This is a genomic window from Nocardia sp. PLKS1-43 (assembly GCF_059510335.1).
Genome location: NZ_JCAJZQ010000012.1, coordinates 161,494 through 182,078, shown reverse-complemented (window position 1 = coordinate 182,078; position 20,585 = coordinate 161,494). Strand labels below are relative to the sequence as shown.

Below are 20,585 nucleotides of genomic sequence, written 5' to 3'. Positions count from 1 at the left end.
CCGACAGCGGCTTTACGGTGATCGGCGTGAGCGCCCGGCGAGTGCGGAACATGTGGTGATCGCCGGTGCTTCCCTGGCTGGGCTGAACGCCGCGGAAGCGTTGCGGGAGAACGGGTTCGGTGGCCGGATCACGCTCGTCGGCGCGGAACCGCATCCGCCGTACGATCGCCCGGCCCTGTCCAAGCGGGTGCTGACCGGGCGGCTGTCCGCCGACGACACCGGCCTGCCCGGATCCGGCGATCTGCACGCGCAATGGCGGCTCGGAGTCGCGGCGCGGAGCCTGGACCGGCAGGCCCGGACGGTGCGACTGACCGACGGCACCTCGCTGGAATACGACAAACTGCTGATCGCCACCGGCGCCCGCGCCCGGCCCTGGCCCTATGCCGGCGAGGCCGCCCTCGACGGGGTGTTCGCCGTTCGCACCCGCGACGACGCCCGCGAGCTGGCCGCCCGGCTGGCCGCGCGGCCCCGGCGAGTGCTGGTGATCGGTTCGGGTTTCATAGGTTCGGAGACGGCGTCGGTCTGCCGGGAACTGGGGTTGGCGGTCACCGTCGTCGAGCGGTCCGCGGCCCCGCTGGCCGGCGCGCTGGGCGTTCCGGCCGGGCTCGCGGCCGCGCGGTTGCAGCGTCGGCACGGGGTGGATCTGCGCACCGGCACCTCGGTGCTGGCGCTGGAGGGCGACACCGCCGGGCGGCTGTGCCGGGCCCGCCTCTCCGACGGCGCCGAGCTCGACGCCGATGTGGCCGTCGTCGCGCTGGGCGCGGTTCGCAACGCCGAATGGCTGGACGGTTCCGGACTCGCGGTCACCGAACTCGGCGTGCACTGCGACCCGTATTGCCGCGCGGTCGATGACCACGGTCGCCCGGACGACGACGTTCTGGTCGCCGGTGACGTCGCCTGCTGGCCGCATCCGCTGTTCGACGACGCCCCGCTGGCAGTCGAGCACTGGGACAACGCGATTCGGCAGGCGCGCGTCGCGGCCGCGACGATGTTGTCCGGGCCGGTCCGCGCACACACCGCCCTGCCGACGTTCTGGTCCAACCAGTTCGGCGTGAACATCAAGGTGGCGGGCGTGCCGAGCCGGGCCGATCAGGTCGCGGTCGTGCAGGGTTCGGTGGCGGACGGCGCGTTCGTCGCCGTCTACGGGCACGGCGGCCGGATCGTCGGCGCGCTCGCGGTCGATATGCCCCGGGCGCTGGACGCCTATGCCGCGCTGATCGCCGCCCGGGCGAGCTTCCCGCCCGAACTCAACGCCCCGGACGGTCCCGATCCCGTTCTTGTCGTCGAGCTGCGGCCCTCGGATGGGCAGAGCGATTCCCTTGTACTCCAATAGTTTTCGACGCAATTCGGATTCGAGAAGGTGAAGTATGTCCGCACCGGCGACATCACGCGACGAGCTGTTCGCCCGGGTCCTGGTCCCGGAGAGCCGCGCGAACCCCTACCCGCTCTACGCCGAACTGCGTGAGCAGCCGGTATCCCGGCAGGCCGACGGCACCTGGGTGGTCAGCGGCTTCGACGAGATCTCCGCGCTGCTGCACGACCCGCGCATCAGCTCCGATATGGACAACGCGGACCACGCGCCGCGCTCGGACGTGCCGAAGTCGCTGCTGCTCCGGGATCCGCCGAGTCACGACCGGCTCCGCCGCGCGGTGATGACCACATTCACCCCGGCCGTGGTCGAATCGCTGCGCGCGGATGTGCGGCGGATGACCGGCGAACTACTGGACGCCGTCGGTTCCCGGACCAGGGTGGACGTGGTCGACGAGATCGCGTATCCGCTGCCGGTCTCCGTGATCTGCGCCCTGCTGGGCATCCCGGAACAGGACGAGGCCCGATTCCACGGCTGGGCCGACACCATCGCCCGCGGTCTGGACCTCGACCCGGCCATGCCGCAATCCGAGCACGACGCCATCGCGCACGCATCGGCCGAGCTGGCCGCGTACCTCGAGGAGCTGACCGCACAGCGGGCGTGCCGGCCCGGATCCGACCTGATCTCCGGCCTGATCACCGGCGGCGCCCGCAGCGAACCGCTGACCGGCGAGGATCTGGTGATCACCGCTCGCCTGCTGCTGATCGCCGGGCACGAGACCACGGTCAACCTGCTCACCAACGGAATGCTCACGCTGCTGCGTCACCCGGATGTGTTGTCGCGCTTTCGGACCGAGCCCGAGTTGGTGGTGCCGATGATCGAGGAGATCGTGCGCTACGAGCCCTCGGTGCAGTTCCGCTACCGGGCCGCTCTGGCGGACATCGAGATCGGCGGCGCGACCATCGCGCGCGGCTCGACCGTGGTTCTGGCACTGGCCGCGGGCAATCGCGACCCACGGCACTTCGCCGATCCGGATCGATTCATTCCCGACCGGATTCCCAACGAGCACTTCGGTTTCGGCGGCGGAATCCACTACTGCGTCGGCGCGCCGCTGGCTCGGATGGAGGCGCAGATCGTCCTGCCGGAACTGGTCCGGCGTCTGGACAACCCTCGGCTGGTGACCGACCCGCCGCCCTATCGGCCCGCGGCCACGCTGCGCGGCCCCCGGCACCTGTGGGTCGAGGTGGATCGAATCCTGCCCTGACCGTGGGACATTCGGCTCCGCGGCTACCGGCCGACGCGTCTACTCGGCCGGTATCGCGCGGTCCACGAGGGTCCGGACCAGATCGGCGACTTGCTGTTGGTCGAAAATTCCCGGGAGGGTGAGCCTGTCGAGGATGAGCCAGTTCAGTGCGAGGTAGAGCATCACGACGGCGTCCGCGCCTCCGGGCAGCCCCGACGCGCGGTAGTTGCCGATGTTGAACTCCAGATCCGCGCGCACCCGTTCGGTGAGCAAGGCTTGCAGCTCCGGGCGCCGGGTGGCTTCCAGTCGCAGTTCGAGGATCGCGAGGTAGCCGGTGCGGAAACCGGCGACCCGCTCGACCACCTCGGTCATGAGTGCGGTCATGGTTTCGCGGGTCTGCGGTTCGCGCGCGTTCGCCAAGGCCTCGTCGCTGGGTATCAGCCGCTCGTAATAGCGATTCCCGACCTGGACGAGTAATGCGTCCCGGTTCGGGAAGTAGTTGGACGCGGTTCCCGCGGGCACGGCCGCCTCCTGATCGACGGCTCGGAAGGTGAGTCCGCGAGCCCCTTCACGTGCCAGGACCTCGATCGCCGCGTCCAGCAGGGTATTGCGCCGCTCGGGATTCGTGCGTGCCATTGACACCACTCCACTCGTAGTACTATCTTCAAACCGGTTCAATCATAGTACTACGTATAAGGCGGTAACAGTTGCGGAAGCTTGTCTACTACGTGGCGGTCTCCCTCGACGGCTACATCGCGGGCCCGCAGGGGGAATTCGACTTCTATCCCATGTGCGAGGACATGATGGCGTGGATCACCGAGCGTTATCCGGAGTCCGTGCCCAGCCACGTCCGCGGGCTGGTCGGCATGCCCTCGGACACCCCGAACAAGGAGTGGGACACCGTCGTCATGGGGCGCGGCACCTACCAACCCGCCCTCGATGCCGGCGTGCGGAGTCCGTACGACCATCTGCGGCAGTACGTCTTCTCGAAAACCCTGGTGCCGGAGAATGATTCGCGGGTCGAGATCGTGGACACCGATCCGGCGGAACTGGTTCGAGCCCTGAAAAACCAAGAGGGCCTGGATATCTTGCTGTGTGGCGGCGGTGATCTCGCGGGACAGCTCCTCGGCGAGATCGACCGGCTGATCATCAAGAGCTATCCGGTCATCGCGGGCCACGGGGTGCGAGCGTTCACCGGCAACTTCCAGCCGACGCGGTTCGGGGTCACCGAGCGCCGGGAGTTCAGCAGCGGTGCGCAGGTCACCTGGTTCGACCGCGTTGGTGCCGAGCAGTCCGCCGAGATTCCGGCCTGACCGGCTGCGCGCGGGCGAATCGGGCAGGTCGGCGAATCTCCCTATACCCAAACGCCTTTGCCGACGGTCACCACGCCACCGTTGCTGACGGCGAAACGCTCGCGGTCCCGCTCCAGATCGACGCCGATGATCTCGCCCTCGCCGACCATGACGTTCTTGTCCAGGATCGCGCGGCGCACCACCGCGCCGCGGCCCACTCGGACGCCGGGGAGCAGGACGCTGCCCTCGACGGTCGCGCCGTCCTCGACGAACACGTTCGAGCTGAGTACGGAATTGCGGACCGTGGCGGCGGACAGAATGCTGCCGGAACCGACGATGGATTCCTGGGCCAGACCGCCCTGGGCGAATTTGGCGGGTGGGAGGTTCTCGGCGGCGCCGCGGATCGGCCAGTGGCGGTTGTAGAGGTTGAAGACGGGATGCACCGAGACCAGGTCCATGTGCGCGTCGTAGAAGGCGTCGATGGTTCCTACGTCGCGCCAGTAGCCGCGATCGCGGTCGGTGGAGCCGGGGACGTCGTTCTCGGCGAAGTCGTAGACGCTGGCCTCGCCCTGGGAGACCAGGGTCGGGATGATATCGCCGCCCATGTCGTGATCGGAATCCGAATCGTCGGCGTCGGCGCGGATCGCGTCCACCAGGGTTTTGGTGGTGAACACGTAATTGCCCATCGAGGCGAAGGTCATATTCGGATCGTCCGGAATGCCGGGCGGATGCGCCGGTTTCTCCAGGAATTGGGTGATCCGGCCGGATTCGTCCGAATCGATGCAGCCGAACGCGCTCGCCTCGCTGCGCGGCACCCGGATTCCGGCCACGGTCACCCCGGCGCCGGAATCGATGTGGTGGGTGACCAGCTGTTCGGGGTCCATCCGGTACACGTGATCCGCGCCGAACACCACGATGTAGTCGGGGTCCTCGTCGTAGATCAGGTTGAGCGACTGCATGATCGCGTCGGCGCTGCCGGTGTACCAGCGCGGGCCCAGACGCTGCTGCGCGGGGACCGGGGTGATGTACTCGCCGCCGAACCCGGACAGTCGCCAGGTTTGCGAGATATGCCGGTCCAGCGAATGCGACTTGTACTGGGTGAGAACGCATATCCGCAGGAATCCGGCATTGACGAGATTGGACAGGACGAAATCGATCAGCCGGTACGCGCCCCCGAACGGGACCGCGGGTTTGGCGCGGTCCTTGGTGAGTGGGAACAGACGCTTGCCCTCACCACCGGCGAGCACGATCCCGAGTACGTGCGGCTGGCTCCTCACGACTCCAACCTACCGCCCGAGGCGTGGACGGGTGGTGATGACGAAGGTGAACGATTAGGTTGGAGCCGGTGAGTTCCCATGTCGTGAGTGAGCTTGCGAACGAGCCATCAACACAGCGCGCGCCGCGCACGACGGAGCCGAGCGGCAGCGAGGCGCAGTCGTGAGCGGCGATCCCCAGGAACGCGACCGGCTCCGGGTCGCGATGATGACTCGTGAATATCCGCCCGAGGTGTACGGCGGTGCGGGGGTGCACGTCACCCAGCTGACCGCGAAACTGCGGCGGCTGTGCGATGTGACCGTGCACTGTATGGGCGTCCCCCGCAACGACGCGGTGGTGCATCAGTCCGATCCCATGTTGTACGCGGCCAATTCCGCCCTGCAGATGATGTCGGCGCAGCTGCGGATGGCCGATGCCGCCGACGGTGTCGACGTGGTCCACTCGCACACCTGGTATACCGGCCTGGCCGGACATCTGGCCGGCGCGCTGTACGGGATTCCGCATGTGCTGACCGCGCATTCGCTCGAACCGCGGCGGCCGTGGAAGGCCGAACAGCTCGGCGGCGGATACCGGTTGTCGTCGTGGTCCGAGCGCAACGCGATGGAGTACGCCGACGCGATCATCGCCGTCAGCGCGGGCATGCGGCGCGACGTGCTGGACGTCTACCCATCCATCGATCCGGACCGGGTACACGTGGTGCACAACGGAATCGACGCGCAGGTCTGGCATCCCGGCGGCCCGGTTCGCGAGGCTCGCGACGTACTCGACGAGTTGGGTGTGCGCACCGATCTGCCGATCGTCTCGTTCGTCGGGCGGATCACCCGGCAGAAGGGCGTCGCCCATCTGCTCGCCGCCGCCCGCGACTTCGATCCGGGAATCCAGCTCGTGCTGTGTGCCGGGGCGCCCGACACGCCGCAGCTCGAGGTCGAGGTGTCGGCGGCGGTGGCGAATCTGGCCGAACGTCGCGGGGGAGTGTTCTGGGTGCGGGAGATGCTGCCCACCGAACAGGTGCGCCAGATCCTGGCGGCCTCGTCGGTATTCGTGTGCCCCTCGGTGTACGAGCCGCTGGGCATCGTCAATCTGGAGGCGATGGCCAGCGGTACGGCGGTCGTCGCGTCGGATGTCGGCGGAATTCCGGAGGTCGTGTCCGAGTCCACGGGGAGGCTGGTGCACTACGACAGCGAGGCGCCCGAGGATTTCGAGCGCGGGCTGGCGGAGGCGGTCAACGCCGTCGTCGGCGATGCGGCGCTGGTCGAATCCCTCGGTCTCGCCGGACGTGCGCGCGCCATCGCCGAATTCGACTGGGCGCAGGTCGCCACGCGCACCGTGGATCTCTACGAACGTATCCGCAAAGGCTGATCGCACCGGAATATCCTGCGGCGCAACGGTTTCCTGTGTGCCGACGGTGCGGGCGGGTGCATGCGCTCAGCTCCGGCCGAATGTGGACACCGTGACCGAGGCGGTCACCTGGACGACCTCGGGCAGGGCGGCGATCCGCTCGGTGCGCTGTTCGGCGGCGTGATGGGCCGAGGGGCCCATGGCGGCGACAGCGGCGATGTCGGTGCGGCCGAGTTTCATCGAGTACTCCACGACGCCGCGCTCGCGGAGGCCGAAATACGCGGACATCGTCTCGGCGAGGCGGTCGTCCTTGGCCGTGTCCACGCCGATCATGGCCAGCGGCTCGATCAGCTCGCCCAGGTGACGCGGCGTCGGGGTGACCACCGTGACCAGGCCGTCCGGGGTGAGCGTCCGGGCGATCTCCGCGGCGTTGCGCGGGGCGAACACCGACAGCGCGTGATCGATCCGGCCGTCCCCGATCGGCAGACCTCGCCAGGCGTCGGCGAGGATCGAGGCGCCCCGCGGGTGGGCGCGAGCGCCGCGCCGGGCGGCGGGCTTGGACACGTCCAAGGCGATCCCGCACGCGTCCGGCGCGGCGTTCAATGCCGCGGCGAGGTAATACCCGGTACCGGCGCCGATCTCGAGAATCGAGAATGGAGACGGTGGGGCGTCCCGGCGAACGGCGTCGGCCACCGCATCGGCGATGGGTTCGAAATGGCGCGCATCCTGAAAGGCGGCCCGTGCGTCGAGCATGGCCGCGGTATCGCCGGACATTTTCGTCGACGCACCCGTCAGCAGGCTCACATATCCCTGCCGGGCGATATCGAAACCATGTCCGCGCGCGCAGAACAATGAACGATCGCGCACGGCCAGAGCGTCACCGCATTCGGGACAGGCCAGCAAGAACGCGACCGTGGCGAGCTGTCTCGCCGGATTCACCACTTCGGGCGAGTCGTGCGACTAACTCGTGACTTGGGTGAGCTCTTTGCCCAGAGCCGCCGCCTCATCGGGCGTGAGCTCGACGACCAAACGCCCGCCACCCTCGAGTGGAACCCGCATGACGATTCCACGCCCTTCCTTGGTTGCCTCGAGGGGACCATCCCCGGTGCGGGGCTTCATGGCCGCCATCCTCTGCTCCCTCCAGATCCGCGCGGTCTTCTGCGCACTTTCTTGGAACTCGTGTTGTCACCAACAGGTAGCCCGCCGAGACGGCGATCGCCGCGCCGGGGGGCTACACCAGGCCCATTCTTCCCTATTGCGGAACTGGGCGGGTACCGGAGTTCCAAAACCGACCAGCCGGGCGTGTACTCACTCGTGCGCGTCGATCCAGCAATCGGCCAGATGATCGTTCACCATCCCGGTCGCCTGCATCAGCGCATATGCGGTCGTCGGCCCGACGAAACGGAACCCGCGGCGCTTGAGTTCCTTTGCGAGAGCAGTCGATTCGGGTGTGACGGCGGGCACATCGGACAGCGTTCGCGGGCGGGCCCGCGGGGCCGGGGCGAAGGACCAGATCAACTTGTCCAGACCGGTGTCCATCGCACGGGCAACTTTTGCGTTCGCGATACACGACACGATTTTGGCGCGATTGCGCACGATGCCCGGATCCGCCAGGAGCCGGTCCACATCGGCCTCGCCGAATTCGGCCACCCGCTCGATCGAGAATCCGGCGAAGGCCGACCGGAAGGCCGGCCGCTTGCGCAGGATGGTGATCCAGGACAGTCCCGACTGGAACGCCTCGAGACTCATCCGTTCGAACATCGCGTCGTCGCCGTGCAGCGGGCGACCCCATTCCTGGTCGTGATAATCCCGGTAGAGCTGCGAGGACTCGGCCCAGGCGCAGCGTACGCGGCCGTCGGGGGTGATGGGTCCGTCGGTGTTCACAGCTGCCCCGGTGCGGTCGGTCCGGGCTCTCCGGGCCAGGCCGCGGACTGGTTGTGCGGTGCTTGGGCGGGCGTCGTGGTGGCCGGTGGTAGCGACAGGCTTCCGGTCGGCGGCGCCGGCGGCTGCCCGGGGAATGCGGGAGTGGGGAAGGCGGGTGCGGGGAACGGGCCCGTGCCGGTTCCCATCGCCGGAGGGGCCCAGGAGCCCGTCTCGGCCGGGTTGTGCCAGGGAATCTGCCCAGCCGGATTGCCGGGCGTGTCCGTCTGTGCGGCGGCCGCGTAACCGACCGCGAGTCCGGCCAGCGACGAGTGCATTCCATTGCTCCCGCCGGGCGTGTCGCCGGATGCCCCGCCAACCTGCCCGCCCGAACCGCTGCCCGGGCGTTCGGCCTTGGACTCGCCGGGCGGATGCGCGGTTCCGGCGGGCGGTTCGACGGCGGGATGAGCGCCGGTCCATGCGCCGGGTACCACACCGGGACCGGTCTGCTCCGCCGGTTCGGCGGCCTCGTGGTCGCGTGGCGCCTCGCCGCGCGTCTGCGCGAGCTGCGTCTCCAACTCGTCGATGCGGGCGGCGAGGCGGGCCAGCGCCCAATCCACCTCGCCCGCCTTGTATCCTCGGAAAACTTGCTGGAAGCGCAGATCTCGCACGTCGGCGCCGCTGATGTCGCGGGCCGGCAGCACGGTCTCGGTCGTCCCCTCGGGCAGCGGTCCCAATTCCTCCGCGCGCCCGAACACCGCGCTCGCGACCAGAAACAGCAGCGCGGCGACCAATCCGACGATCAGCACGTACAGCAGCATCGTGAGCATGCGTTCGAGAATAGGTGGCAGGACCGACAGGACCTACCGCCGCTTCACCTTTCGCCGGTGCGCCGGAAGCAGTAGGCCGACGCGGCCAGATACTGCCGGCAGCCGCCGCCGTGCCCGGCGTGCACCGCCAGGATGAATCGCGCCAGCTCGTCGGTGAGTTCGGTGGGTTCGTGGGAACAGTTGCGGCTGTTCATCAACCACATGTCCCTGGTGCCGGAGGATGGTGTGTTCATGGGAAACCTCCTGGGTTGTGGGCGCACCCGGTGCTCCTCCTACTTTGGTCGTTCTCGTACCGATGCGAAATCGCACACCGTTGGCGTTGGTGTTGGCCTACTGTTGGCATCAAGGTACGAAACACGGAATTAACAAGTACTCACAACAGGACTCCCCATGGTGTTGGGTCGGCCGTGGACCGGCTTCGAGGCAGTGGCGCTGCAGGCGGCTACGCGAAAGTCCGTGCGGGAGTTCGCAGCCCATCTCGGCGTGGAGATGACGACGGTCGCCAATTGGCGCGCCGGGCTGAGCGCGGTCACCCCGCGCCCGCTCACTCAGGAGCTACTCGACACCCTGCTCGTTCAGGTGGGGCCCGATGTCCGCGAGCGGTTCGAGCAGATCCTCGCCGAGGGGGAGGCCGCGCTCGGCCCGCGGCGCCTGCCCGCACGCCGCGCCGTCGCACCGGCCGCGCCGGTTGCCGCTGACAACGCGACGCTGCTGGCCCGGCTCGACGACGCCCGCGCCCTGGTCGATCGCACCGTGGCCGCCTGCACGGTCGGCCCGGTTCTGGTGAATCTGATGGAGGAGCGGGCCGCCGGACGCGTCCTGGCTTACACCCGCACCCCGCCGGCGCAGGTACTGGCGACGGTTCTGTCGGATGTGCTCGAGGTCCAGGCGGTGGCGACGCAGCGCCAGCCCGCGGCCATCCAGTCCCGGCTTTCGGAGGTCACCGCGGTGCTGGGCCTGCTCATCGCGGACGCGCTGATGAAGCTCGGCCAGATCGAGCGGGCGAACTTCTGGTACGGCACCGCGCGGATGGCCGCCGACGACACCGGCAATCTGCGGTTGCGGGCGCAGGTCCGGGCTCAGCACGCGATGCTCCCGTACTACTACGGCAGTCCGGAACAGGCGGTCGTGCTCGCCCGGGCCGCTCAGGCGCAGTTGCCGGAAACCGCCGATGACGCAACGGCTCTGGCCGCGGCCGCCGAGGCGCGGGCGCTGGCCCGGCTGGGGGATTCGGCCGGTGCGGATCTTGCCCTGACGCGCGCGATGCGGCGGACCGCCGAACTCGCCGACACCGCCACCGACGAGGCGTTCCGATTCGGTGAGAAGCGTCTGCTGCTCTACCAATCCGGCATTCTGACCAATCTCGGGCGCACCGCCGCGGCCCGGCGTGTGCAGGAGCAGGCGCTGCGGCTGTATCGGACGAGTCCGGGCGTCGTGGTCGATCCCGCGCTCATCGAACTCGACACCGCGATCGGCTACGCCCTCGACGGTGCGGTCGACGAGGCGTGCGAGCTGGCCACGCAGGTGCTGACCACGCTTCCCGCGGAACATCGCACCACGATCGTGCTGACCCGCGCGAGCGCGGTGGTGGATGCCATCGGAGACCGCGGCCGCGGCCGTCGTCCGGTGGACGAACTGCGGGACCTGGTGTCCGTCGAAGCGGAGGTCGCGCGGTGATCACGACATTCGAACCGGCCGAATCGGTGGCCGCGGCGGCGTTCACCCCGGAGCGCACCCTCGCGATACTCGAAAGAGCCTGTGGTGCAGTCGGTTTCGAATCTTCCGGTGCGCAACTGCTGCGGCACCACACCAATGCGGTGTACCGGCTGGCCGGCGCTCCGGTCGTGGTGAAGATCGATCGGCCCTGCCGGGGGAGATCACCGGTCGACGTGGTCGCGCTGGTGCGCTGGCTGCGGGCCCGGCAGGTGCCGGTGGTGGCGCTCGCGCCGGTGCGGCAGCCGATGGAGATCGGCGGATGCGCGGTGACGTTCTGGCGCTACCTGCCACAGCATCGCGAGATCGTCGCCCGGGATCTCGCCGCGCCCCTGTCGATGCTGCATTCGCTGCGCACCCGCCCGCCGCAATGGCTGCCCGCTCGCCATCTGGCCGATACCTTCACCCGGATCGCGCAATCCATTGCGGCGAGCCGGATCCTGACCTCCGAGGATCGCGCCCTGCTGCGGGCCGAACGGGCCCGCCTGGCCGCCCGCGCCGCCGACATCACGTTCGTGCTGCCGCCCAGCCTGATCCACGGCGACGCACATCATCGGAACATGCTGTGGGACAATGTAATCGGACGCGGTGTGCTGTGTGATTGGGAGAGCGCGGCCTTCGGCCACCCGGAATGGGATCTGGTGACCCTCGAGGTGCACTGCCGCCGCTTCGCGCACCCCGTCGTGGAATACGAGAAGTTCTGTCACGCCTACGGTTTCGACGTACGCACCTGGCCCGGCTACTCCTGGCTCCGCGACCTGCGCGAACTTCGGATGATCACGACCAACGCCTACAAGTCCGCCCCCGACACCGCCTGTGCCCGAGAAGTCCTGCGCCGCATAGCCGCCCTTCGCTCGGGCGCTTCGTCACGCTGGCACATCCTGTAGCGCGGCGCTTTTCGTTTCACGCGAGAGATTCCACGGCCAGTCGTCTCCACTGTCGCCATCGGCCCCGCAGTGCGCTTCCCTGTCGGCCCGAAGTGAGCCTCCCCGCTCTCGACGACACGCTGAGGTGCGGTGAGGCGGGTGAGCAGTTACGGGGTGGCGGGGGAGTGCCTGGTCGTGTCGATGCCCAGGGACATGCCTGCCAGACCGCGGCGGCGGACCGCCAGCTTCTCGGCGATGTCCCGCAGAGCCTGGGCGGCCGGGTTGTCCGGTGCGCTCAGCACGATGGGGGTGCCGTCGTCGCCCGCTTCGCGGAGTTCCTGGGTGATCGGGATCTGGCCGAGCAGCGGGACCTTCGCGCCGACGGCCTGGGTGAGGCGATCGGCGACGTCCTGGCCGCCGCCCGAGCCGTACAGGTCCATGCGCGAGCCGTCGGGCAGATCCAGCCAGGACATGTTCTCCACCACGCCCGCGATGCGCTGCCGGGTCTGCAGCGCGATCGCCCCGGCGCGCTCGGCGACCTCGGCGGCGGCCGGCTGGGGCGTGGTCACCACCAGGATCTCGGCATTGGGGATGAGCTGGGCGATGGAGATCGCGACGTCACCGGTGCCGGGCGGCAGATCCAGCAGCAGGATGTCCAGATCGCCCCAGAACACGTCGGCGAGGAATTGCTGCAGCGCGCGGTGCAGCATCGGCCCGCGCCACACCACGGGCGTATTGCCCTGGGTGAACATCGCGATCGAGATGACCTTCACCTCGTGCGCGATCGGCGGCATGATCATCCGCTCGACCTGGGTGGGCCGCTGATCGGTGCCGAGCATGCGGGGTACCGAATGACCGTAGATATCCGCGTCCAGCACGCCCACCGACAACCCGCGCGCAGCCATCGCGGCCGCGAGGTTCACGGTGACACTGGACTTTCCCACCCCGCCCTTACCGGAGGCGACCGCGTAGACGCGGGTCAGCGAACCGGGCTGGGCGAAGGGGATCACCGGTTCGGCGGCATCGCCGCGCAACTGCTTGCGCAGTTCGGTGCGCTGCTCGTCGCTCATCACGTCGAGTTCGACGCTGACCGCGCCCGCGCCGGGCACATCGGCTACCGCGCGGGAGACCCGATCGCTGATCTCGGTGCGTAGCGGACAGGCGGCGGTGGTCAGGTAGATCCCGACCTCGACGGTGCCGTCGTCGCCGACGCGAACGTCCTTCACCATGCCCAGTTCGGTGATCGGCTTGCGAATCTCCGGGTCGATCACCTTCGCGAGGGCGCCCCGCACATCCGATTCCGTTACCACTGGCATGAGCCCGAGTCTAGCGACTGCATCTTTGCCCTCCGCTTCGCTCCGGGATGTTCGCGGCCCTGCGGGTCTCACCGGTCGGCCTGGTGCCGGGCGTTGGTTCCGCGCGTCCGACCGGCCGAGAGGCTGGCTGCGGGCCCTGTGGGATGGTCTCCGTTGCGCGGCGGTGGGTTTGCGGGCCTTGTGGGTCTGGCTGGCCGGCCTGGTGCTGGGCGTTGGTTCCGCGCGCCCGCCGCGCGTCCGACCGGCCGAGAGGCTGGCTGCGGGCCCTGTGGGATGGTCTCCGTTGCGCGGCGGTGGGTTTGCGGGCCTTGTGGGTCTGGCTGGCCGGCCTGGTGCCGGGCGTTGGTTCCGTGCGCCCGCCGCGCGTCCGACCGGCGAGACGGGGCGCGAACCGTGTGGATTGTCTCCGCTCCGCTCCGGCGGGTTGTTCGGCGTTGGTCGGAGTGCGCGGGCCTGGGTGAAACGCAGCGGTTGCGTTTCACCACGACCGTTTCCGGCTCCCTGGGCTCTTGCCGTTCGGCCTGTGCCGGGTACGTGGGTCTCGCATTCGGCATGTGTCCGAGTGGCGAGGCAGGCTGTGAATCCTGGGGTCGGCGTTGCCAACGGCGAACCGGCCTGGGGGCCATTGTGTCGCCGTCGCGGTTGTGCGTGGCCAGGCGACTCCTCGGCTGCGAACTGTGTTGTCCTGCTTTCGCTTCGGTGGGTTTGCGGCCCAGGTCGTCGGGCCGGTCAGATCCTGGGCAGGTCGGCCGCGTGCGGGGTGACGCCGGTGCGGTAGGCGGTCTCCCACGCCATGACGTTCGCCACGTAGGCCATCGAGTTGTTGTAGCGCATGATGGCCCGCGACTGCTGGGACAGATCGCGCATGTCCAGCCCGCCCTCGCACAGGTACTTGCCGGCGGTCAGTGAGGCGTCGTAGAGGTTCTGCGGATCGGAGATGCCGGAGCCGCGGGCATCACCCGCGTACTTGCGATAGGTGTCGGGCAGGAACTGCATCGGGCCGACCGCGCGGGCGTAACTGCTCATCCCGTCCAGGGCGCCGCCGTCGGTCTCCGGGACCACGTTGTTGCCGTAGAGGCTGCCGTCCAGGACCGGGCCGTAGATCGGCTCGAGCGGATTGCCGTCGGCGTCGAGTTTTCCGTACGCCTGATGTGATTCGACCTGACCGATACCGGCCAGCATCGACCACGACATGTGGCAGTTCGGATCCTCCTGGGCCAGGATGTGCTCGGCGTTCTGGTACGCGGAGTAGGCCACACCGGGCATGCCCAGGGGCCCGGCCGGAGCTTGCGCCTCGGCGCGATTCTCCGGCAGCGCAACCGATTCCACGACCGGCGGCCCGGCGTGCCGGGCCAGGTGCATGGTCTCCTCGGAGACCGCCGCGGCGGCGGTCTGAGCCTGGTGCGCACCCGAATTGTGTTGCGCCGCCGACAAGGCCGCGAACTCTCCGGTGTTCAGCTCCGAGGCGGAGGCTGTGCTGACCGTGACGACCCCTGCGGGGACGAGACCGGCCAGTGCGATAACAGATCCGCGCCGGAATACTGGCTCCGGCTGCTTGCGGTGACGTCCCACTGTGTGGTGACCCTCCAATGCTCGCTGTGAGCTTTGCGTGACACAACGATTGAAGGTTACCGCATCCGAGATCTTTTCGTTACTCCTTCGTGATGCTCTTCGCGGTTTAGTTTCACCGCGGGGCCGGAGGCAGCGGGATGACGATGCCGAACGGCAGCGTGATCGCGGGCGGCGGCGGCGCGACTGTCGGCGCAGGCGCAGGCGGGGGCGGGGGCGGGGCCGCCTCGGGCGTCTTCGCCGGTGCCGCAGGCTGTTGCGGCTGAGTTGCCGGTGCCGGCGCCTGGGTCTGCTGAGCATTCGGTGCGCCCGGGGCGGCCTGCGGCTGAAGCTGCGTTTGCGGTTGGGTGCACGCCGCGGGCTGCTGCGACTGCTGGACGTTCGGGTCCTGCGGGCCGGAATTCGCGGCCGGATCGCCCGGATTCTCCGGTATGCCCGGCATTACCTGGCCCGCAAGCGTTCCCGGAGCCCAGCGCAGGAATCCGGCGAGCGGGTTGTTCGGATCCTGATGCTGCGCCGGAACGGGCATCGTAGCCGGGTCGCAGGGCTTGGGCTGCTGCGGCGCCGGGCAGAAGACGCCGCACGGGATCGGCGGCAGCCCAGGGAAATTGATCATCACCTGAGTGGGCGTCGGTGCGGGCTGGCTGTTTTCGGTGGTGACCGGGGCCTGGGTGGCCGGACCGGGGGTGGTGGTCACCTTCGAATTGGCCGCTGTCATCTGCGAACCCGCGCCCTCGGGCATCGTGCCCGGCGGCACCAGATCCGGCGAGATGGTGACCTGGGTCGGGACGCCGCCGGTCCGGTAGGCGTTGGCCCAGCTCAACACGTTCGAGGCGTAGGCGAGAGAGTTGTTGTAGCGCAATACGGCTCGCAGTTGCTGCTGCGGATCGCGCAGGTCCAGCCCGCCCGAGCAGAGGTATTTGCCCGCGGCGAGCGCGGCGTCGAAGACGTTGTTGGGGTCGGGATGACCAATGCCGCGGCCGTCCGAGGCGTATTCGGCCCAGGTTCCGGGCAGGAACTGCATCGGTCCGATGGCCCGCACGAAGCCGCCGTCACTCGCCTTCAGTACCTCGTTGCCGGGCAGCGTGCCGTCCAGCGCCGGGCCGTAGATCACTCCGACGGTGGTCCCGTTGGCGTCGGTGCGGCCGTTCGCGGCGTGGTTCGACTCGATCTTGCCGATGCCCGCCAGCAGACTCCAGTTCAGCCCGCAGCCCGGATCGGATGACGCCAGTGCCAGTTCGGCATTGCGATAGGCGGCCAGCACGATCTCCGGGATGCCGAAGACCCCGGCTCCGCCCGGGAGCGTGATGTCCCGCAGCGGCATCGTGCCCCCGAACAGCGGGAGGTCGTCACCGGGCTCGGACATCGCGCGGAGTTTGCGGGGTGGTTCGGGCGCGGCGGGAACCAGGCCGATGGTCCCGTCGGCGGCAGAGGCGGCCGCAGCGGCGGGGTCGGTAGCGGCCGCGAGTTGCGGTTCGGTCACGGTCTGCGAGTGCGGGTGCGCGGTGGTCTGGGCCGCCGAACTGGAGGCCACTAAACCCGCTGCCACCAGCGCCGATACGGTAACCGGTCCAGATATTCGCATCGGCACACCATTCCCCTCTGGTCGTGTGAGCGGCCCGAGTACAACCCGCCGTTCCGGACAACGTGATCCAGGTTACCTATGGGTCACGGGGATGTTGTCGATATTTGCGGTCAGTTGCCGCTCAGCTGTGGCGAAATCGGTACCTGCCCCCGCTTTCGATCGGTACTCTTTCGCGTTTTGGGACCATCGTTCGAATCTTCATCGTCCAGCGGGGCGATGGACTCGATCCGGTTCAGCATCCCCTTGATGTCCTCCAGCTCTCGGCGCAGATAGTCGCGCGTGGCCACCTCGCCGACCGCGATCCGCAGCGCCGCCAGTTCGCGGGCCAGGAATTCGGTATCGGCCTTGGTCTGCGCGGCGCGACGGCGATCCTCCTCGAGTGAGACCCGGTCCCGGTTGTCCTGCCGGTTCTGCGCCAGCAGGATCAGCGGCGCGGCATAGGCGGCCTGGGTGGAGAAGGCCAGGTTCAGCAGGATGAACGGGTAGGGATCCCAGCGCAGGGTGATGGTGAAGACGTTCAGCACGATCCACGCGAACACGATGACGGTCTGGATCGCCAGGTAGCGCCCGGTGCCCAGGAACCGGGCGATCCGCTCACTGGTCCTGGCCATCGCCTCGGCGTCGAAATCGAATCGGAATCTGCCCTCGACCGGGGTCTCGAGCCGGGCGCGGGGCTTGTCTACGCGGTCGGTCACTGTCGTTCTCCCTCGGCCGCTGTCCGCATGCCCGCGCCGGCGTGCGCGGCAGGCTGCACGTCGTGTGCCTCCTCGTCTTGTTCCCGCCAGTCCTCGGGCAGCAGATGATCGAGGACGTCATCCACGGTCACCGCGCCGAGCAGGTGATTCTCCGAATCGACCACCGGCCCGCAGACCAGGTTGTAGGTGGCGAAGTACCGGGTCACCGCCGGAAGCGAGTTCTCCGGCCGCAACTGGGACAGGTCGGTGTCGACGATACCGCCGAGCAGGGTCGCCGGTGGTTCGCGCAGTAATCGCTGAGTATGTACGCAACCCAGATAGCGCCCGGTGGGCGTGGCCGTCGGCGGCCGCACCACGAAGACCATCGACGCCAGCGCGGCGGGCAGGTCCGGATCGCGCACCCGCGCCAGCGCCTCGGCCACGTTGGCGGCGGGTGGCAGCACCACCGGCTCGGGCGTCATCATGCCGCCCGCGGTGTAGGGCGAGTACTCCAGCAGACGGCGGACCGGTTCGGACTCCTCCGGATCCATCTGCGCCAGCAGCGCTTCGGCTTCCCCCTTGGGCAGTTCACCCAGCAGGTCGGCGGCGTCGTCGGGATCCATCGCCTCGAGCACGTCGGCCGCGCGGGATACGCCCAGGTTCTGCACGACATCGATCTGGTCGGTTTCGGGCAGCTCCTGGACGACGTCGGCGAGACGCTCGTTGTCCAGCGCGCGGACCAGTTCGATGCGACGCTTCTCGGGCAGCTCGCGCAGCAGGTGGGCGACGTCGGCGGGACGCAGGCCCTCGAACTGTTCCAGCAGGGCGGTCACGCTCTGGCCGGGCAGGTTGAGCTGTTGCAGATTCAGGCCGCGCACCTCGGTCCAGTCCACGACGTGTATCGCGCTGCGGCGCAGCGCCCGGCCCAGTCCTCGATAGCGGCGCACCGCCACCCGCGAGACCACCCAGTCCCGGGTGCGGGTCTGCTCCATGCCCAGATCGGCCACGAAGACCTCGACGCCGGAGAGTTCGGGCAGATCGGGATCCTCGACGTGCACGCGCGAGTCGAGAATCTGGGCCAGGGCGAGCATCTCGCCGGGACGTTTCTGGAACCGTCGCAGGCTGACCGTTCCGGTGTTGAGACTGATCGAACCGGGTTCGATCGAGGTGACTCGCAGCATGGGCACGAAAATGCGTTTGCGCGTGGGCAATTCGACGATGAGTCCGAGGACTCTGGGTTGTTGCTGGTCATAGCGAATCGAAATGGCCGCGTCCCGGACACGGCCGATCGATTCGCCGTCCGGACCCAGGACCACCAGACCGGCGAGCCTGGCCGCGAAAACCCTCGTCGAAGCCATGACTGAAAGGTTAGAGGCATCGCCGCGAGGGCGTATCGATAGACTCCTCACCGAACCCAGACGTGGAGGAGTCGTGCATGCCAACCCGCCGTTCGGTGCTCGCGGTCCCCGGCAGTAATGCCCGGATGATCGAGAAGGCCAAGGGTCTTCCGGCAGATGAGATATTCCTGGATCTCGAGGACGCGGTCGCCCCCGCGGCCAAGGCCGCGGCGCGGGGAAATATTGTCGCGGCGCTGAATTCGCCCGGCTGGGGCGACCAGATCCGGGTGGTCCGGGTCAACGACTGGAGTACCGCGTGGACCTACTCCGACGTGATCGCCGTGGTCGAGGGCGCGGGAGCGCATCTGGACGCGATCCTGCTGCCCAAGGTGACCGACGCCGGTCAGGTGCGGGCACTGGATCTGCTGCTGACCCAGTTGGAGAAGGCGTGCGAACTCGAGATCGGCAGTATCGGCATCGAACCGCAGCTGGAGAATGCGCTGGGCCTGCGCAATATCGATGAGATCGCCACCGCGAGCCCGCGGGTGCAGACGCTGGTTTTCGGTCCCGCCGATTTCATGGCCAGTATCAATATGCGCACGCTGGTCGTCGGGGAGCAGCCCGAGGGTTATGACACCGGCGATGCCTACCACCACATTCTGATGACCATCCTGCTCACCGCGCGCGCCCACGGTCTGCAGGCAATCGACGGCCCCTACCTGCAAATTCGCGATCTCGACGCGTTTCGCCGGGCCGCGGCCCGCACCGCCGCGCTGGGTTTCGACGGCAAATGGGTGCTGCATCCGACCCAGATCGAGGCCGCGAACGAGATCTTCAGCCCGCGCCAGGCCGATTACGATCGCGCCGAGGAGATTCTGGACGCGTACGCCTATCACACCTCGGCCGACGGCGGCGCTCGCGGCGCGGTGATGCTGGGCGAGGAGATGATCGACGAGGCGAGCGCGAAGATGGCGCACGTCATAGCGGAGAAGGGCCGGGCCGCGGGAATGGCGCGAACCACGCGTTTCGTACCCCCATCGGCCGCGGAGAACTAGCATGATGGAGTTATGACCAACCCACTCGGGAATTCGAACCGCAATCGGCAGGGTCTGCCGACCCCGCCGTCGGGCTGGCCGGTGGGGTCGTATCCGACATATGCCGAGGCCCAGCGCGCGGTCGACTATCTGGCCGACAATCAGTTCCCGGTGCAGAACGTGACCATCGTCGGGGTGGACCTGATGCAGGTCGAGCGCGTGCTCTACCGGTTGACCTGGGGCAAAGTCATTGGCGGCGGTATGGTTTCGGGCGCCTGGCTCGGCCTGTTCCTCGGCTTGCTGCTGAGCCTGTTCACCACCGGCGGCGCGGTCGGACCGCTGATCGTCGGCCTGGTGGGCGGTGTGATCTTCGGTGTCATCTCCACCTCGATCCCGTATGCGGCCACTCGCGGCCAGCGCGATTTCGCCTCCACGATGCAGTTGGTGGCCGGTCGTTACGACGTGCTGTGTGAACCGAAGGCCGCCGAACAGGCTCGCGACATGCTCGCCCGGCTGGCGATCTGAGCGGTATGAGCGATTCGGTACGCGCGTCTGCGCGGCGTGCCCGCAGGCCGTGGCGCGGGCACGTGAGCGGCGGTCCGGCATGGACGTGATCGAGTCGGTTCGGGCGGCGGTGCTCGAACATTTCGGCGTGCGGACCGCGGATTCGGCCTCGGTGACATTTCTCGGGCTCGAGCCGATCGAGATCCTGCGCATTCCCGATGGTGAGTTCGTGCACTACGTCACTCTGGGTGGTGCGCGGCATCCCATGACCGATCCCGCTGCGGCCGTTGTGGATCCGGAGCGCGGGCCGCGCGCCGAACTGGTGCTGACCCTGCGCGGTGGCGACGCGCACACCGGGCTGACCCGCGCGCTGGGCGTGCTGATCGCCTCGCCCGCGGTGGAAGGCGTTGTGCTGCAACCCGATGCGCTGCTGGACGTGGGAGAACCGTTGTGGCGCAACGCCCCGTTCACCGCCGTCCTGCTCGGCCCGGGCGATGTCCCGGAGCTCGCCCTGCCCGAACCCGCGGATCCCGTGCGTTTCCTGTCGGTCTCGCCGATCACCGCCACCGAGGCCGCCTGGGTGCGGCTGCGCGGCGCGTCCGCGCTGCGCGAGGCGTGGGCCGAGGCCGGTATCGACGTGCGCGATCCGGGCCGAGGCGCGGCGAACCTCTGACCCCGCAAGCCGCGGTGCGCCCGCTGCTTTCGGGCCTGAGCCGAGGGCGGCGGTCCGCACTCCGGCACGGTGAAATCCGAACCAGCGACAGAACCACCGTGAGCACCTGAGTCTCGCCGACCTCGGACAACGCCGGCTCCGCGGCCGCGGCCCGGGTCGATTCCGGG

General features: G+C 68.6%; 21 protein-coding genes. 9 read left to right on the top strand and 12 right to left on the bottom strand.

Annotation, left to right across the window (positions count from 1 at the left end):
• Positions 1-55 precede the first annotated feature (55 nt).
• Both AC5WS7_RS32245 and AC5WS7_RS32240 read left to right on the top strand, forming a co-directional pair.
• A complete protein-coding gene (locus tag AC5WS7_RS32245; RefSeq protein WP_495958375.1) occupies positions 56-1,333 on the top strand; it encodes an NAD(P)/FAD-dependent oxidoreductase in 1,278 nt (425 codons plus the stop codon).
• A 34-nt stretch (positions 1,334-1,367) separates the two neighbouring features.
• Positions 1,368-2,573 (top strand): cytochrome P450, encoded by a 1,206-nt coding sequence (locus tag AC5WS7_RS32240; RefSeq protein WP_495958374.1) that lies wholly within the window; start codon positions 1,368-1,370, stop codon positions 2,571-2,573.
• 39 nt (positions 2,574-2,612) lie between these two features.
• On the opposite strand, the gene AC5WS7_RS32235 is transcribed toward AC5WS7_RS32240, so the two are convergent.
• Entirely contained in the window at positions 2,613-3,188 is a 576-nt protein-coding gene (locus tag AC5WS7_RS32235) for a TetR/AcrR family transcriptional regulator (RefSeq protein ID WP_495958373.1), read from the bottom strand.
• 71 nt (positions 3,189-3,259) lie between these two features.
• Here AC5WS7_RS32235 and AC5WS7_RS32230 point away from each other — a divergent pair, with 71 nt between their 5' ends.
• Positions 3,260-3,865 (top strand): dihydrofolate reductase family protein, encoded by a 606-nt coding sequence (locus tag AC5WS7_RS32230; protein ID WP_495958372.1) that lies wholly within the window; start codon positions 3,260-3,262, stop codon positions 3,863-3,865.
• 41 nt (positions 3,866-3,906) lie between these two features.
• Here the strand turns inward: AC5WS7_RS32230 and glgC are convergent, their stop codons facing one another.
• A complete protein-coding gene (glgC, locus tag AC5WS7_RS32225; protein ID WP_495958371.1) occupies positions 3,907-5,121 on the bottom strand; it encodes a glucose-1-phosphate adenylyltransferase in 1,215 nt (404 codons plus the stop codon).
• 202 nt (positions 5,122-5,323) lie between these two features.
• On the opposite strand from glgC, the gene glgA reads away from it, so the two are divergent.
• Positions 5,324-6,478, top strand: coding sequence for a glycogen synthase (gene glgA / locus AC5WS7_RS32220; RefSeq protein WP_495958445.1), 1,155 nt, complete (start codon positions 5,324-5,326; stop codon positions 6,476-6,478).
• Between the two features lie 66 nt (positions 6,479-6,544).
• Here glgA and AC5WS7_RS32215 read toward each other — a convergent pair whose 3' ends face one another.
• The 5 genes from AC5WS7_RS32215 to AC5WS7_RS32195 form a co-directional block, all read right to left on the bottom strand.
• Complete coding sequence (locus AC5WS7_RS32215) at positions 6,545-7,396, bottom strand: putative RNA methyltransferase (RefSeq protein WP_495958370.1); 852 nt, start codon at positions 7,394-7,396, stop codon at positions 6,545-6,547.
• A gap of 21 nt (positions 7,397-7,417) precedes the next feature.
• Positions 7,418-7,585, bottom strand: a complete 168-nt coding sequence (locus AC5WS7_RS32210) for a DUF3117 domain-containing protein (protein WP_083895957.1) — start codon at positions 7,583-7,585, stop codon at positions 7,418-7,420.
• Between the two features lie 180 nt (positions 7,586-7,765).
• Positions 7,766-8,323 (bottom strand): DNA-3-methyladenine glycosylase I, encoded by a 558-nt coding sequence (locus AC5WS7_RS32205; protein WP_495958444.1) that lies wholly within the window; start codon positions 8,321-8,323, stop codon positions 7,766-7,768.
• Positions 8,324-8,337: 14 nt separating this feature from the next.
• Entirely contained in the window at positions 8,338-9,147 is an 810-nt protein-coding gene (locus AC5WS7_RS32200) for a DivIVA domain-containing protein (protein ID WP_495958369.1), read from the bottom strand.
• A 44-nt stretch (positions 9,148-9,191) separates the two neighbouring features.
• Positions 9,192-9,380: a hypothetical protein gene (locus AC5WS7_RS32195; RefSeq protein WP_495958368.1), complete on the bottom strand. Its 189-nt coding sequence runs from the start codon at positions 9,378-9,380 to the stop codon at positions 9,192-9,194.
• A 157-nt stretch (positions 9,381-9,537) separates the two neighbouring features.
• On the opposite strand from AC5WS7_RS32195, the gene AC5WS7_RS32190 reads away from it, so the two are divergent.
• Both AC5WS7_RS32190 and AC5WS7_RS32185 read left to right on the top strand, forming a co-directional pair.
• Positions 9,538-10,824: an NsdA family TPR-like regulatory protein gene (locus AC5WS7_RS32190; RefSeq protein ID WP_495958367.1), complete on the top strand. Its 1,287-nt coding sequence runs from the start codon at positions 9,538-9,540 to the stop codon at positions 10,822-10,824.
• Positions 10,821-11,747 (top strand): phosphotransferase, encoded by a 927-nt coding sequence (locus tag AC5WS7_RS32185; protein ID WP_495958366.1) that lies wholly within the window; start codon positions 10,821-10,823, stop codon positions 11,745-11,747. The genes AC5WS7_RS32190 and AC5WS7_RS32185 overlap by 4 nt, the downstream gene beginning before the upstream one ends.
• 146 nt (positions 11,748-11,893) lie before the next feature.
• Here AC5WS7_RS32185 and AC5WS7_RS32180 read toward each other — a convergent pair whose 3' ends face one another.
• The 5 genes from AC5WS7_RS32180 to AC5WS7_RS32160 form a co-directional block, all read right to left on the bottom strand.
• Positions 11,894-13,042, bottom strand: a complete 1,149-nt coding sequence (locus tag AC5WS7_RS32180) for an Mrp/NBP35 family ATP-binding protein (RefSeq protein WP_495958365.1) — start codon at positions 13,040-13,042, stop codon at positions 11,894-11,896.
• 729 nt (positions 13,043-13,771) lie between these two features.
• Positions 13,772-14,614 carry a lytic transglycosylase domain-containing protein gene (locus tag AC5WS7_RS32175; protein WP_495958364.1) on the bottom strand — a complete coding sequence of 281 codons (843 nt, stop codon included), beginning with the start codon at positions 14,612-14,614 and terminating at the stop codon, positions 13,772-13,774.
• Between the two features lie 112 nt (positions 14,615-14,726).
• Complete coding sequence (locus tag AC5WS7_RS32170; RefSeq protein ID WP_495958363.1) at positions 14,727-16,196, bottom strand: lytic transglycosylase domain-containing protein; 1,470 nt, start codon at positions 16,194-16,196, stop codon at positions 14,727-14,729.
• A 110-nt stretch (positions 16,197-16,306) separates the two neighbouring features.
• Positions 16,307-16,891 (bottom strand): DUF1003 domain-containing protein, encoded by a 585-nt coding sequence (locus tag AC5WS7_RS32165; protein ID WP_495958362.1) that lies wholly within the window; start codon positions 16,889-16,891, stop codon positions 16,307-16,309.
• Positions 16,888-18,228 (bottom strand): magnesium transporter MgtE N-terminal domain-containing protein, encoded by a 1,341-nt coding sequence (locus tag AC5WS7_RS32160; RefSeq protein WP_495958361.1) that lies wholly within the window; start codon positions 18,226-18,228, stop codon positions 16,888-16,890. Before AC5WS7_RS32160 ends, AC5WS7_RS32165 begins: the two co-directional genes overlap by 4 nt.
• Positions 18,229-18,305: 77 nt before the next feature.
• Here AC5WS7_RS32160 and AC5WS7_RS32155 point away from each other — a divergent pair, with 77 nt between their 5' ends.
• The 3 genes from AC5WS7_RS32155 (at position 18,306) to AC5WS7_RS32145 (ending at position 20,418) form a co-directional block, all read left to right on the top strand.
• Entirely contained in the window at positions 18,306-19,262 is a 957-nt protein-coding gene (locus tag AC5WS7_RS32155) for an HpcH/HpaI aldolase/citrate lyase family protein (protein ID WP_495958360.1), read from the top strand.
• A 12-nt stretch (positions 19,263-19,274) separates the two neighbouring features.
• Positions 19,275-19,766 carry a YflT domain-containing protein gene (locus tag AC5WS7_RS32150; protein WP_495958359.1) on the top strand — a complete coding sequence of 164 codons (492 nt, stop codon included), beginning with the start codon at positions 19,275-19,277 and terminating at the stop codon, positions 19,764-19,766.
• Positions 19,767-19,845: 79 nt separating this feature from the next.
• Positions 19,846-20,418, top strand: a complete 573-nt coding sequence (locus AC5WS7_RS32145) for a suppressor of fused domain protein (protein WP_495958358.1) — start codon at positions 19,846-19,848, stop codon at positions 20,416-20,418.
• Positions 20,419-20,585: the final 167 nt, after the last annotated feature.

What these genes read in the sequence shown, in the direction of transcription:
- AC5WS7_RS32145 (WP_495958358.1), top strand. Translation starts at nt 19,846, where the DNA reads ATGGACGTGATCGAGTCGGTTCGGGCGGCGGTGCTCGAACATTTCGGC.
- glgA (WP_495958445.1), top strand. Translation starts at nt 5,324, where the DNA reads ATGATGACTCGTGAATATCCGCCCGAGGTGTACGGCGGTGCGGGGGTG.
- AC5WS7_RS32240 (WP_495958374.1), top strand. Translation starts at nt 1,368, where the DNA reads ATGTCCGCACCGGCGACATCACGCGACGAGCTGTTCGCCCGGGTCCTG.
- AC5WS7_RS32160 (WP_495958361.1), bottom strand. Translation starts at nt 18,228, where the DNA reads ATGGCTTCGACGAGGGTTTTCGCGGCCAGGCTCGCCGGTCTGGTGGTC.
- AC5WS7_RS32210 (WP_083895957.1), bottom strand. Translation starts at nt 7,585, where the DNA reads ATGGCGGCCATGAAGCCCCGCACCGGGGATGGTCCCCTCGAGGCAACC.
- AC5WS7_RS32180 (WP_495958365.1), bottom strand. Translation starts at nt 13,042, where the DNA reads ATGCCAGTGGTAACGGAATCGGATGTGCGGGGCGCCCTCGCGAAGGTG.
- AC5WS7_RS32190 (WP_495958367.1), top strand. Translation starts at nt 9,538, where the DNA reads ATGGTGTTGGGTCGGCCGTGGACCGGCTTCGAGGCAGTGGCGCTGCAG.
- AC5WS7_RS32235 (WP_495958373.1), bottom strand. Translation starts at nt 3,188, where the DNA reads ATGGCACGCACGAATCCCGAGCGGCGCAATACCCTGCTGGACGCGGCG.
- AC5WS7_RS32195 (WP_495958368.1), bottom strand. Translation starts at nt 9,380, where the DNA reads ATGAACACACCATCCTCCGGCACCAGGGACATGTGGTTGATGAACAGC.
- AC5WS7_RS32150 (WP_495958359.1), top strand. Translation starts at nt 19,275, where the DNA reads ATGACCAACCCACTCGGGAATTCGAACCGCAATCGGCAGGGTCTGCCG.
- AC5WS7_RS32200 (WP_495958369.1), bottom strand. Translation starts at nt 9,147, where the DNA reads ATGCTCACGATGCTGCTGTACGTGCTGATCGTCGGATTGGTCGCCGCG.
- AC5WS7_RS32155 (WP_495958360.1), top strand. Translation starts at nt 18,306, where the DNA reads ATGCCAACCCGCCGTTCGGTGCTCGCGGTCCCCGGCAGTAATGCCCGG.
- AC5WS7_RS32170 (WP_495958363.1), bottom strand. Translation starts at nt 16,196, where the DNA reads ATGCGAATATCTGGACCGGTTACCGTATCGGCGCTGGTGGCAGCGGGT.